The organism is Streptomyces sp. NPDC026092 (assembly GCF_040638605.1).
Classification (GTDB): Bacteria; Actinomycetota; Actinomycetes; order Streptomycetales; family Streptomycetaceae; genus Streptomyces.
This window is the reverse complement of record NZ_JBEZYN010000008.1, coordinates 231,508-244,128: the sequence shown is the minus strand read 5'-3', so window position 1 is coordinate 244,128 and position 12,621 is coordinate 231,508. Positions and strand designations below refer to the sequence as shown.

At 71.8% G+C, this 12,621-nt stretch carries 11 protein-coding genes; 8 read left to right on the top strand and 3 right to left on the bottom strand.

Annotated elements, in window-relative coordinates:
* Positions 1 to 32: 32 nt before the first annotated feature.
* Entirely contained in the window at positions 33 to 437 is a 405-nt protein-coding gene (locus AB0F56_RS16095; RefSeq protein WP_362009256.1) for an FKBP-type peptidyl-prolyl cis-trans isomerase, read from the bottom strand.
* 225 nt (positions 438 to 662) lie between these two features.
* Between AB0F56_RS16095 and AB0F56_RS16090 the strand changes: the two genes are divergently transcribed.
* The 5 genes from AB0F56_RS16090 to AB0F56_RS16070 all read left to right on the top strand — a co-directional run bounded on the left by AB0F56_RS16090 (position 663) and on the right by AB0F56_RS16070 (position 5,503).
* Positions 663 to 1,766: a PP2C family protein-serine/threonine phosphatase gene (locus AB0F56_RS16090; RefSeq protein ID WP_362009254.1), complete on the top strand. Its 1,104-nt coding sequence runs from the start codon at positions 663 to 665 to the stop codon at positions 1,764 to 1,766.
* Positions 1,767 to 1,886: 120 nt separating this feature from the next.
* A complete protein-coding gene (locus tag AB0F56_RS16085) occupies positions 1,887 to 2,525 on the top strand; it encodes a hypothetical protein (RefSeq protein ID WP_362009251.1) in 639 nt (212 codons plus the stop codon).
* A 109-nt stretch (positions 2,526 to 2,634) separates the two neighbouring features.
* A complete protein-coding gene (locus AB0F56_RS16080; protein WP_362009530.1) occupies positions 2,635 to 2,859 on the top strand; it encodes a ferredoxin in 225 nt (74 codons plus the stop codon).
* Positions 2,816 to 4,240: an FAD-dependent oxidoreductase gene (locus AB0F56_RS16075; RefSeq protein ID WP_362009249.1), complete on the top strand. Its 1,425-nt coding sequence runs from the start codon at positions 2,816 to 2,818 to the stop codon at positions 4,238 to 4,240. The genes AB0F56_RS16080 and AB0F56_RS16075 overlap by 44 nt, the downstream gene beginning before the upstream one ends.
* Positions 4,241 to 4,264: 24 nt before the next feature.
* The gene (locus AB0F56_RS16070) at positions 4,265 to 5,503 is read left to right on the top strand and encodes a cytochrome P450 (protein ID WP_362009247.1); all 1,239 of its coding nucleotides are present in this window, start codon (positions 4,265 to 4,267) and stop codon (positions 5,501 to 5,503) included.
* Positions 5,504 to 5,558: 55 nt separating this feature from the next.
* On the opposite strand, the gene AB0F56_RS16065 is transcribed toward AB0F56_RS16070, so the two are convergent.
* Positions 5,559 to 6,128, bottom strand: coding sequence for a HutD family protein (locus AB0F56_RS16065; protein ID WP_362009244.1), 570 nt, complete (start codon positions 6,126 to 6,128; stop codon positions 5,559 to 5,561).
* 228 nt (positions 6,129 to 6,356) lie between these two features.
* On the opposite strand from AB0F56_RS16065, the gene AB0F56_RS16060 reads away from it, so the two are divergent.
* Positions 6,357 to 7,493, top strand: coding sequence for a PQQ-dependent sugar dehydrogenase (locus AB0F56_RS16060; protein ID WP_362009241.1), 1,137 nt, complete (start codon positions 6,357 to 6,359; stop codon positions 7,491 to 7,493).
* 156 nt (positions 7,494 to 7,649) lie between these two features.
* A complete protein-coding gene (locus tag AB0F56_RS16055) occupies positions 7,650 to 8,897 on the top strand; it encodes a geranylgeranyl reductase family protein (RefSeq protein WP_362009528.1) in 1,248 nt (415 codons plus the stop codon).
* Between the two features lie 47 nt (positions 8,898 to 8,944).
* Here the strand turns inward: AB0F56_RS16055 and AB0F56_RS16050 are convergent, their stop codons facing one another.
* Entirely contained in the window at positions 8,945 to 10,189 is a 1,245-nt protein-coding gene (locus tag AB0F56_RS16050) for a SpoIIE family protein phosphatase (RefSeq protein ID WP_362009238.1), read from the bottom strand.
* A gap of 198 nt (positions 10,190 to 10,387) precedes the next feature.
* Between AB0F56_RS16050 and AB0F56_RS16045 the strand changes: the two genes are divergently transcribed.
* Positions 10,388 to 12,514, top strand: a complete 2,127-nt coding sequence (locus tag AB0F56_RS16045) for a SpoIIE family protein phosphatase (RefSeq protein WP_362009235.1) — start codon at positions 10,388 to 10,390, stop codon at positions 12,512 to 12,514.
* Positions 12,515 to 12,621 lie beyond the last annotated feature (107 nt).

The window sequence follows — 12,621 nt, the reverse complement described above, 5'->3', positions numbered from 1 at the left end:
CCCGGGAGACGACGCGGCGCGCGTCGCGGGCGCTAGGTGTTGCTCCACCCGGTCGTGCCGGAGTACGAGTCGAGCAGGTCCACCACGAAGACCAGGGTCGAGCCGGCCGGGATCAACGGCGAGGGTGACTGATTGCCGTAGCCGAGACGCGGGGGAACGATGATCTCGCGCCGGCCGCCGACCTTCATCCCCCTCACCCCCCGGTCCCAGCCCTTGATGACCCTGCCACCGCCGAGGGCGAACTTGAACGGCTCACCCCGGTCCCAGGAGGCGTCGAACTCCTTGCCCGACGCGAAGGTCACCCCGACGTAGTGGACCCTGACCACCATGCCCGGCTTCACCTCGGGCCCGTCCCCGACGACCAGGTCCCGGACGGTCAGCTCAGTGGGAGCGTCACCGTGCGGAACGGCGACCTCGGGCTTCGTCGGTTCTCCCATGGCAGCCTCATCACTTTCCGTCTCTGGCGAAAGCCCCCGCACGAGCCGGCCCGACGCATGGGCACCGCGTACAGCAGCCTGGTCAGGCTACCGAGAAGGCCGATCCCCGGGGGGCGCGAGGCGAGGCGTTGTGTCTGGGAGAACCCCCTGTCGCGCGCGTCTGCCCGCCGGCGACACCGACGGCCGCGGAGTGCGCTGCGCACTCCCGCGTAGGAGCCTGGTGGCGTGGTGAAGCCGAGGAAGGTGGCGACCGGCGCGCACCGGCGGAGCTGGCTGCGCGGGGCCCCGCCGCCCCGCTGGGTGCGCGTCCTGCCCGTGGTGCTGCTCTGCGGGGTCGGAGCGGCCTCCCTCACCGAATCCGTACCGCTGGACATCGGCTTCCTGCTGGGCGCGGTGCCTCCGCTGGCCGTCCTGGCCTACGGCCCCTTGGCCACGGCCTTCCTCGGTGCCGCGACGATCGGGCTGCTGACCATTCCCCTCTTCCATCTGGACCAGCCCGGCAACACCGACCTCTTCACCCTCGGCTTCGTCGCGGTCCTGAGCATCTTCGTCTCCTTCGTCCGCGGGCGCCGGGACGAGCAGCTCGACCTGGAACGTACCGTCGCCGAGACGGTCCAGCGGGCCATCGTCCCGGACGTACGGCCGCGGGTCGGGCGCGTGCGCTGCGCGAGCCTGTACCGCGCCGCCGAGCGCGGCACGCTGGTCGGAGGCGACTTCTTCGACGTCCGGCCCGGTCCCCACGGGGTGCGGGCGGTCCTCGGCGACGTGCAGGGGCACGGTCTGTCGGCCGTCGCGACGGTCGCCTCCGTCCTGGGGGCGTTCCGCGAGGCCGTGCTGGACGACGTGGACGCGGAGTCGATCGCGGCGCGCCTTGACCGCAGGCTCGTGGTCGACGCGGCGCGGACGGAGCACGCGGAGCTCTTCGCCACGGCCGTCCTTCTGGACTTCGCGCCGTACGGGCGGGAGGTCCGTGTCCTGGCCTGCGGCCATCCGCCCCCGGTCCTGCTGCGCGGCGGAGCCGTGAGCACCCTGGAACTCGACCCCGGACCACCCCTGGGACTGGGCCTCGCCGATGTCATGCCCGGAACCGCCGGGACGGTGTCGCTGCTGCCCGGGGACCGGCTGCTCCTGGCCTCGGACGGTGTCCTGGAGGCACGGGACGCCTCCGGTGCCTTCTACCCGTTCGTCGAGCGTCTGGCCCGTATGACCGGTGTCGGCATGGACGAGTTGCCCGACGAGATCTGGGCCGACCTGAGCCGCTTCGCCCCCAAGATCCAGGACGACGTCTCCCTCATGATCCTCACGTGGGACACCTCCGGGCCGGGCTGACGGAGCGGGACCCTGGCCTGTATGGCGGACCGAGCTCTTCCTGTCGGGTGATTCCGGTGGCGCGCGGTCCGCGATCACGGGTGTCTGGACGAAGGGGGCACAGGCAGGAAGCGGGAGACCATGGAGCGGAAGCACGACCGCCTCGCGACGCCATGGGCCGCCGGGGTGGCGGGGACGGTGTTCGCGATCCTGACGGCCACCGCGATCGTCCTGGTACGCATCGCCGTGCCGAGCGGCGTCGACGGGGCGCAAGTGACCCTGGACGCCGGCCGGCGGAGCGCCGTGCGGACGGCGCTGGAGCTGATCCCGTTCGCCGGGATCGCGTTCCTCTGGTTCATGGGCGCGTTGCGCGAGCAGGCGGGCGAGCGCGAGGACAAGTTCGTCTCCACGGTGTTCCTGGGCAGCGGTCTGGTCTTCGTCGCCACGCTGTTCGGCGCCGCGGCGGCTGCCTGGAGCGTGCTCGACGAGGGTGGACAGGGCTCCTCCTTCGGCCGCGATGTCGCCTACGCCCTGCTGACCACCTACGCCATGCGGATGGCGGCGGTGTTCGTCATCACGGCCTCGACCATCGGCCACCGGCTCCGCGTCCTGCCTCGCCCGCTCACCGTCGTCGGCTACCTGGCGGGCCTGACGCTGCTCGTGGTGGGAGCGAACGTGCCCTGGTCGGAGCTGGTCTTCCCGGCCTGGGTGCTCGTTCTCAGCCTGCACAGCCTGTGGGGCCGGCATCCCTCCGCGTCACGGTCCGCCGCCTCGACCTGATCGGGCCGCACCGGTCACTCGGTCGCCCCGCTCCCGTGGCTGTGGCTCTCCCGGCCGACGAGAGTGGGCGCAGGGGGCTCGACCGGGCTGGAGAGGAACCGATCCCGTGGTGAGCATTGCCGTCGATCTGAACCGCTGCCAGGGGTACGCGCAGTGCGCGTTCCTCGCACCCGAGATCTTCACCATGCACGGCGACGAGGCGCTGTTGTACGACCCGGACGCCGACGACGCACTGCGCGACAAGCTGGCCCAGGCCGCCGCGGCCTGCCCCGTGCAGGCCATCCTCGTCGATGCCGTGGACGAGCCGGCCGAGGCGGTGCCCGGTGCTCGGTGACGGAGCCTTGGAGCAGCTCAGACGCGAGGGCCGCATCGTCGTCGTCGGCGCCTCGCTCGCAGGCCTACGGGCCGCGGAGACCATGCGCGCCAAGGGCTTCGCGGGGTCTCTGACGATGATCGGCGACGAGCCCTGCGAACCGTACGACCGGCCCCCGCTGTCCAAGGGCGTGCTGCTGGGCAGGGCGCGCGCCGACCGCACCGCGCTGCCCCGGCTCCGATCCCTCGACGCGACCTGGCGGCTCGGCGTTCCCGCCACCGGCCTGGACATGGCCGCGAGGACGGTGCGGCTGGCCGACGGCGGCGAGGTGCCGTACGACCGGCTGCTGATCGCCACCGGTGTCCGGGCGCGGCCGTGGCCGCGCGAGGAAGAGGCGGAACTCGACGGCGTCTTCGTGCTGCGGACCCGCGACGACGGCACCGCGCTCGCCCGGCGGCTCGACGCGGGACCCAAGCGGGTCCTCGTCATCGGGGGAGGGTTCGCCGGCTCGGAGGTCGCCTCCGCCTGCCGCGAACGCGGCATCCCCGTCACCGTCGCCGAACGCGGCGCCGCACCCCTGGTCGGCGCGCTCGGCGGGGTGATCGCCACGGTCGCCGCCGATCTCCAGCGCGAGCACGGTGTGGACCTGCGGTGCGGGGTCATGGTGACCGCCCTGGAGGGCGACGCCTCGGGACGGGTCCGCGCCGCGCATCTGTCCGACGGCTCCACCGTCGAGACCGACGTGGTGGTCGTCTCGCTCGGTGCCCTCCGCAACACCGAATGGCTGAACGGTTCCGGGCTCGGCGCCGGGCCCCGCGGCATCGCCTGCGACGCGGGCTGCCGGGCTTTCGACATCCGCGGAATCGTCACCGACGACATCTACGCCGCGGGCGACGTCGCCCGCTGCCCCCATCCCCTGTTCGGGTACCAGTTCCTGTCGCTGGAGCACTGGGGCAACGCCGTCGCCCAGGCCGGGATCGCGGCGCACAACATGCTCAGCGAGAGCATCGACCGGCGACCGCACATGGACGTGCCGGCCTTCTGGTCCTCCCAGTTCGGCGTCAACATCAAGTCGGTCGGAGTGCCGTCGATGGCGACGGAGATCCTGATCGCGCAGGGCTCACTGGACAGCCGTCGGTTCGTCGGGGTCTACGGGTACCAGGGGCGCGTCATCGGTGCCGTCTCCTTCGACCACGGCCGGTGGCTGCCGTTCTACCGGGAACTCATCGAGCGCACCGCGCCGTTTCCGCCGCAGTTCCCGACGGTCGACCGGCACGCGGACGGACAACGGCCGATGGACGCGGACTTCCCCGACCCGTCGATCCCCAGCCACGGCCCGACCGTGACCCTCAGCGGATACTCGCCGGCCGACCGCCGGATGACGTTCACCCCCGCGCACTGACCCGCACGGCCACAAGGACCTGACATGACGCCCACCCTGCTGCACCAGATCCTGGACTACGCCAACCGGGCCGACCCGTACCCGATCTACGAGGAGCTGCGGAGGACACCGGTCCATCACGAGACCGACGGGCCGTACGTGATCAGCACGTACTACGAGATCCGCAGCCTTCTCCACGATCCGAGGATCAGCTCGGACGCCCGCAACCTGGCGTCCGGCAGCGCCGACCCGCTGGCGGAGCCGGCCCCCGAGGAGAGCGCCCTGCCGCCGAGCTTCCTACGGCTCGACCCGCCGGAGCACGACCGGATGCGACGCATGACGAACCGCCACTTCGGACCGCCGCACTCCCCCCACCGGGTCGACGGCATGCGTCCCGAGCTCCACGACATCGTCGCCGGCCTCATCGACCGTCTCGGCGACCCGGGGCACATCGACCTGGTGGAGGAGTTCTCCTACCCGTTCCCGGTGACGGTGATCTGCAGGCTGCTCGGAGTGCCGCGCGAGGACGAGGCACGCTTCCACACCTGGGCGGACACCCTCGCCGCCAGCCTGGACCCCGACCCGGACGCCGATCCCGCCGAGCGCGACAAGGGTGCGGCGCACGAGGCCCGGATGCAGCTGGGCATGTACCTCGCCGGCCTGATCGAGGAGCGCCGCAAGAACCCCGGGGACGACATGCTCTCCCAGTTGGCGACGGCGAAGGGCCCGGACGGCCCGATGGCCACGATGGAACTGCTGAGCACGGCTGCGCTGCTCCTGATCGCGGGGCACGAGACCACGGTCAACCTCATCACCAACGGCATGCTGACCCTGCTGCGCCATCCCGACGTCCTTCAGCGGCTGCGCACCGAACCGCGACTGGCCGTGCCCATCGTCGAGGAACTGCTCCGCTTCGAGCCGCCGGTGCAACTGCTGCCTGGGCGCACCACCCTCGCCGACATCGAGGTCCGCGGCGTCACCATCCCGAAGGGCTCCGGCCTCTGGCTGGTCGTGGCGTCCGGCAACCGCGACCCGCGGCGCTTCGAGAACCCGGACCGCTTCGACCCGGATCGCCCGGACATCCAGCACCTCGGCCTGGGCAGCGGCATCCACAGCTGCTTCGGCGCACCACTCGCCCGCTTGGAGGCCCAGCTCGCCCTTTCGGAGCTGGCCCGGAGACTGGAGAACCCGCGCCTGCTGGACGACCCGCCCCCGTACCGCCAGAACGCCGTACTGCGCGGGCCGCGCCACCTACGGATCGCCTGCGACGGGATCCGACCCTAGGCCGCCCCGCAGAGTCGGCGACGGGGAAGTCCGAGTGCTCCCAGCGCCCGCGTGGTCATCCCACTGGCGCGATGTCGGCCCACAGGGCGGCGGCGTCGGGTGAGAGCGGTGTGGCCGCTCCGCCCGGCGCGTTGTCGTCTCGGTCCCACCACAGACCCTGGCCGGCTGTCAGGACGGACCCGTCCGTGCTCATCCGCCAGTGGCCGTGCCGCACATAGAGCACCCCGGCGTGCCCGGCGGGTGGCACGACTGGACCGGTGACCTGGTCCACGCGGATGGTCCAGCGGCCGCGCCGCACCATGATGTTGAGTACCCGGCAGGCGCCGCCGGGCAGTTCGGCGGTCAGCGCGTCGTCGCCGGAGAACGCGAACGGCTCGCCCGCGCGCGACAGCAGCCGGTCGAACACCCCGGGACAGATCAACCGCACGCCGTCGCCTGCGAGCAGGGTGAGTGTTCGGTCGACGCTCGGGAACGTCGAGAACGGTCCGTCCCCGTCGATGTCGGCGACGCTCGCGCGCCATCCGAACTCCTCCGTGCCCGCCGGCCACGCCGCGATCTCCCTGGTCGCGCCGCCGCCGTTGCGCCACCGGCCGGCGGTCAGTGTCTCGACATCGAAGCGGTGCATGGGCGGGCTCCCTGGGTGTGCGGTACGCGTGTGGATCATATGGGGCCACATCCACTCCGTCCCTCGCGAGTCCTTGGCCTATACCAATTGCCCGGGTCCCAGTAGTCTCGTCCGTGGCCAGTGGTACGGACTTCCCCCACCCCGGTTGTGCGCTGGCGCGGGCGACGCCGACTTACTACCGTCTCGAGCAGCCGGGTGCCCCCGTTCGCCGCCTCCAGGAGGATCACGGTGAAAGTTCGCACGACAAGCTCGGCGATCATCGGCGCCGTCTGCCTCGTCGCCTCCCTCGCCCTGAGCACAGCGTCCGCAGAAGACCGCGCACCCCGGCACAAGGTCGCCAAGATCGCGCTCACCAAGGTGGCCACGGCACAGAACCCGATCGCAGGGGCCGCCGGCCCCGGCGGCAAGGTCTGGATCGCCGAGCGGGCCGGCACGGTCCGGGTGTTGGGCGACCAAGGGCTCGGCGAGCCCGTGCTCGACATCTCCGCCGAGACCACCACCGACGGTGAACGCGGCCTCCTCGGCATCGCGTTCGACAACGCACGCGCGCACTTCTACATCTCGTACACGAATCTCGAAGGCACCAGCACCATCGACGAGTTCGCCGTACGGAACGGCAAGCTGCGGCCGGAGACCCGGCGCACCGTCCTCACCCAGACGCAGCCGTACTCGAACCACAACGGCGGCGACATCACGTTCGGGCCCGACGGATACCTCTACATCGCGTTCGGCGACGGCGGCGCGGGCGGCGACCCGCATGGGAACGGGCAGAACCTCGACACGCTGCTCGGCAAGATGCTGCGGATCGACCCGCGTGGCGGCACGCCGTACGCGATTCCTGCGGACAACCCGTTCGTGAACGACCCGAACGCGAAGGACGAGATCTGGGCCTACGGGCTGCGCAACCCCTGGCGGTTCTCCTTCGACTCGAGCACCGGCGACCTGCTCATCGGCGACGTCGGCCAGAACGACTGGGAGGAGATCGACTGGGCGCCGGCGCGCGACAAGGGCGGCGAGAACTACGGCTGGTCCCAGATGGAGGGCAACCATCCCTTCCGGGGCGGCACGGAGCCGGCGAACCATGTGCGCCCCATCCACGAATACGCCCGCGGCGGCCTAGGGTGCGCGGTGACCGGCGGATTCGTCTATCGCGGGGACGCGATCCCGGCCCTGAAGGGCCAGTACGTCTTCAGCGACTACTGCGACGGCACCCTCCGCTCGCTCCAGATGAAGAACGGCACGGTGACCGCGGTGAACGACCTCGTTGTCAACGCTGGTGAGGTCGTCTCGTTCGTGCAGGGCCGCAAGGGCGAGCTGTACGTGCTCGCGCAGGGCGGCAACGTCGCCCGCATCGACCCGGCGTAGCGTCCCGCGCCGTGCCGGTTCGACCGTGCCACGCGTTCCACCGACGCCCACCCTGGGCATAGTGGTGGGGTGATCACCAAAAGTGGCGAGGCCGGCGACGGCCGCGACGCCGGCAGGTCGGGTCCTGAAGACGCCGGTGACGAAGAGGCACAGGTCATCGTGGTGGGGGCGGGGCCGGCAGGTTCCGCCGCCGCCGTGCACCTCGCGAGAGCCGGCGTGGACGTGCTGCTCCTGGAGAAGTCCGGTTTCCCCCGGGAGAAGGTGTGCGGCGACGGCCTGACACCGCGCAGCGTGTACCAGTTGGTGCGGATGGGCATCGACATCGACGCACCGGGGTGGATGCGCAACAAGGGCATGCGCTGGGTCTGCGGCGGCCACCAGGCGGAGATCGACTGGCCGCGCCTGGGTGCCCTCCCCGATTTCGGACTCACCCGCAGCCGGCACGACTTCGACGACCTGCTCGCCGCGCACGCCCGTGCCACGGGAGCGCGTCTCCGTACCCACGTGAAGGTGACGGGCCCGCTGACCGACCGGGCGGGACACGTCATCGGCGTGTCCGCCTCCCGCGGACCGGAGCAGGAGCCGGTCCGCTACCGGGCGCCGTTGGTGATCGCCGCCGACGGCGCCTCGGCGCGCACGACTCTCGGCCTCGGGTTCGAACGGGACGACAGGAGGCCCGTCGCAGCCGCTGCCCGACGGTACTACCGCAGTGAGGCCCGTACGCACGACCCCTACCTGGAGCTCTGGGCCGACCTGCGCTGTCCTCGTACCGGACGGGACCTGCCCGGATACGGATGGGTGTTCCCCCTGGGCGACGGCCGGGTCAACGTGGGCCTCGGTGTCCTGCCGCAGCAACGGCGGCGCAGGCCGGTGGACCTGCGAGCGACCCTGGACCACTGGCTGCCCCGCCTGCCCGCGGACTGGGGGCTGGACGAGGAGACCGCCGACTCGCCTCTGCGCAGCGCGCCGCTGCCGATGGGACTGAACCGACGCCCGCAGTACCGGCGGGGCGTGCTGCTCGTGGGCGACAGCGCCGGCATGGTCAGTCCGTGGAGCGGCGAGGGCATCGCCCAGGCCATGGAGGCCGCCGAGGTGGCGGCGGACATCATCGCCCTGGCACTGGCCCGCCCGGCCGGACCGCGCCGGGAACACGCGTTGCACCAGTACCCGGCCGAGATCCGGCGCCGGTGGGCGCGCTACTACCGGCTGGGCAACGTCGCCGGGGATCTGGTCTTCTCGCGCTACGGCTTCCGGCCCGTCCTGCACCCCCGTGTGATGGCCTCGCCCCACGTGCTGCGCACCCTGGCCCGCCTGCTCACCCACGTGACCGATGAGCCCGCCCAGGACACGATCGACGCTGTCCTCCACGGGCTGCTCCGCCTCGTCCCCACTCCACGGAGGTAGACGGCGTGTGCATGCGGTACGCGTCCGGTGCCAGTCGTTTCGCGGGCTCAGACGCGGACGATGACGAGGGCGATGTCGTCGCGGGCTCCGCTCGCGACGCCGAGGCGCGCGAGCAGCGCGTCGGCCAGCTGATCCGGGTCGAGGCCGACGAGGTCGCCCAGGGCGGTGGTGAGCCGGTCCAGGCCGGCGTCGATGTCCTCGTCGCGGCGCTCGATCAATCCGTCGGTGTAGAGGACGAGGGTGTCACCCGTGCCGTACGGGGTGCCGGCCTGCGGCCGGGGAACGTGCTCGGGTCTGGCTCCCAGCGGCGGGTCGGTGGCCTGGTCCAACAGCTCGCGCGTGCCGTCCGCGTGCAGCAGCACCGGCGGCGGGTGCCCCGCGCTGGAGTAGACGAGCAGTTTGGAGCGGGTGTCCACGAGCACGCTGACCGCGGTGGCGGCGAGCGCGCCCTCCACGGAGCGGGCGTACATGCCCAGCACTTCCAGGGCCCCGGCCGGCCCGGCCACCGCCCGACTGGCCGCCGACAGCGCGCTGCGGAGCATGCCCATGACAGTGGCCGCCTCAAGGCCGTGCCCGACGACGTCGCCCACGGCAACGGTGAACCGCCCGTCGGCCAGGTCGACGCCGTCGTACCAGTCGCCGCACACGTTCAGCGAACCGACCGCCGGTAGATAGCGCACCGCCACGTCACTGCGCCGCGCCAGGTCCGGGGAGTGCAGCATCGCTTCCTGCAGGGTGACGGCGACCTCCCGCTCCCGGGCGTGCGCCGCCCGTAGCTGCTCGTTCAGCCGCTGCAGCTCCCGCGCGCGGGCATACAGCTCGGCCTCCATCCCCTCCTCACGCTCCGTGATTCGCCGCCCCTCGCTCCGGACCCGGAACCGGCGGGACCGCATGAACGCCGTCACGTCCTCCACGCGGTGGATGATCCACGCGACCCGCCCGTCCGCGTTCTTGACCGGCGTGTTCACGGGGGACCACCAGCGTTCCTCGAACACACCGGGCTGCGAGGCGACGGGGATGTCGTACTTCTGCACCGCCATGGTGTCGGCCTCACCGGTGGCCAGCACCCGCCCCAGGGACGCCCCGAGGTTCTTCACCCCGTCCGCGCCCGGGTCGGCGGGATTGTCGGGGAACGCGTCGAACACGTGCTGCCCGAGCAGATCGTCCCGGGTGCGGCCGGTCGCCCGCAGGTACGCCTCGTTGACATCCACGATCACCAGATCCGGTGCCAGCACCAGATACGGGCTGGGCGTCGCGGCGAACAACGCACCGTGGTCGATCTCCGGCCTCACGGTCCATCCGATCCTCGTCCCGAGGAACCCCCTCCGACCAGCGTACGCAGCGCTCCGGCCGACCGCGCCTCAGCAGGCCCGCCCGGCGGGACCTGCCGCCATCACCCGGCCACTCCACTGCGGTGGCCGCGCGGGTGGGGTGGGCGTTGCATGGGAGACGGCGCGCTCCACCCGTCTCGTCGAATGGGCGTTCACACAGTGGCTGGTGAAGATCATCCGGACAGCCGGTCCGTCCCCGAGGGGCTGGAGGGCGCCGTACTGGACGCGCTCTTCTCCCAGTCGCCCCTGGGCCTGCACGTCTACGACCAGGAGCTGCGTCTGGTACGGGTGAACACGGCGGCCCGGTTGATACCGGAGTTCCCGGTCGACCGGTTGCTCGGCCGTACGCTGCCGGAGATCGTCCGGGCCTTCGACATCACCGACCCCGCGGCCGTGGAACAGGCCGCTCACCGGGTGCTGGAGACCGGGGCGCCCGAGCTCGACCTGACCATCCGGTTCCGCGACCGCCGTGTCCCTCCGGTCGAAACCGTCCTCTCGGTGTCCGCGTTCCGCCTGCAGCGGGCCGACGGCACCGTGCTGGGGCTGGCCACCGCGCTGACCGACATCACCGCCCGGGTGCGGGCCGAAGCGGAGGTGCGCCTGCAGAACGAGGCGGCCGCGCGGATCGGAACCACGCTCGACATCTTCCGTACGGCGGCCGAGTTCTGCGAGGTCGTCTCACCGGCTCTGGCCGACACCGTGACCGTCGACGTCTACGACGTGGTCATGGGCGGCCGGGCTCCCCTCGCGGACGCTCTCGACCGGGACCAGACCGTGCGACGCGTGGGATACCGCTCGGTCGCCGGACCGGACCAGCAGGGCGTCCCCGCCGTCGGCGAGGTGGACGTGTACCCACCCGGCACGCCGTACCGAACCGTCCTGGACACCCTGGCCCCCAAGCTGATCCGACGACTGCGCCCGGACGCCCCCTGGCTCGATCCCCGACGTCCGCGGCATGCCCGGATCCTGAGCGCGGGCGCGCATTCCATGCTGCTGGTTCCGATCCGCGCGCGGGGTGTGGTGCTCGGCCTGGCCTGTTTCTACCGTTGGCGCGAACCGGCCCCGTTCGACGACCGGCACCTGAGGCTCGCGCAGCAGCTCACCACCCTCGCGGGCCAGTGCCTGGACAACGCTCGCCTCTACGGGCGTGAGCGCTCGGCCGCCCGCATCCTGTCCGGTGGCTTCGCCCAGGCGCAGGCATCCGTCGTGACGGCCGTCGAGCTCGCCCGCACCCACCTGCCGGTCGGCACGGGCGGCGGCTGGTCCGACGCCATCTCCCTCTCCGGGGCCAGGGTGGCCCTCGTGGCCGGGGACACCACGTCCGGGACTTCGTGTCCGGCGGCGATGAGCGAGCTTCGCGCGGCGATCGAGGCGCTGGCCGACCTCGACCTGCCGCCGGACGACATCCTCCAGCGTCTTCACGACCTCGCCAGTCGCCCGAGCACCCCGCCGGACACGGCCGCACCCGACAGCGGCGACGGAACGCCCGCCACCTGCCTCTGCCTCGTCTACGATCCGGTCACCCGCCTGTGCACCGCGGCGAGCGCGGGTCACCCGTCACCGGTTCTGGTGCATCCGGGCGGCGCCGTCGAACTGCTGGATGTCGCGGCCGGACCGCCTCTCGGGCAGGGCATGGCGGAGTACGCGCTCACGGAACGCGTCCTGCCCGAAGGGAGCACCCTGCTGATCTGCAACACCGCTCTGCTGACCGCGGCCGGCGGCCGCGAGTCGCTGCTGAGCCGGTTGACCGACCTGTTCGCCGAACCGCAGCTCTCTCTTCAGGCCGCGTGCGACAGGTCTGCCGAGGCCCTCGCGCCCGAGCAGCCGCTTCGCGACGCCTATCTGTTGCTGGCCCGCACCCGCACGTTGGGCGACTCCCGGACGAAGGCGTGGACGTTCCCCAACAGTCCGGAGAGCGTCGGCCAGGCGCGCAGGAGAGCCGTGGACCAACTCGCGGAATGGGGACTGGCCCAGGACGTCATCGACGACACCGCCCTCGTCGTCAGTGAGCTGGTCACCAACTCCGTGCGCTACGCGAAGGGGCCGATCCAGTTGCGCCTCATCCACGACGGCACGCTCGTGTGCGAGGTCACCGACGACAGCAGCGCCAGTCCGCACCTTCGCCGCGCCCTGAACACGGACGAGAACGGCCGGGGCCTGTTCATCACCGCCCACCTCACCCAGCGCTGGGGCGTGAGGCCCACAGGACGAGGCAAGACCCTCTGGGCGGCACGCACCCTCGCAACACCTCCGCCCCTCGGCCACGTCCCCGCTGTCGAGGCGTGACGTGGATGAGGCTGCCGAGAGGCGCCTGACGGGAAAAGGCCCAGGTCAGGCGCTTCTCTCTGGTTCCTAGAAGAAGCCGAGCTTCTTCGGCGAGTACGACACCAGCA

Bases quoted from the DNA above. Each gene is read 5' to 3' on its own strand.
- AB0F56_RS16075 (WP_362009249.1), top strand. From the start codon at position 2,816: ATGCCGTGGACGAGCCGGCCGAGGCGGTGCCCGGTGCTCGGTGACGGA.
- AB0F56_RS16095 (WP_362009256.1), bottom strand. From the start codon at position 437: ATGGGAGAACCGACGAAGCCCGAGGTCGCCGTTCCGCACGGTGACGCT.
- AB0F56_RS16070 (WP_362009247.1), top strand. From the start codon at position 4,265: ATGACGCCCACCCTGCTGCACCAGATCCTGGACTACGCCAACCGGGCC.
- AB0F56_RS16085 (WP_362009251.1), top strand. From the start codon at position 1,887: ATGGAGCGGAAGCACGACCGCCTCGCGACGCCATGGGCCGCCGGGGTG.
- AB0F56_RS16065 (WP_362009244.1), bottom strand. From the start codon at position 6,128: ATGCACCGCTTCGATGTCGAGACACTGACCGCCGGCCGGTGGCGCAAC.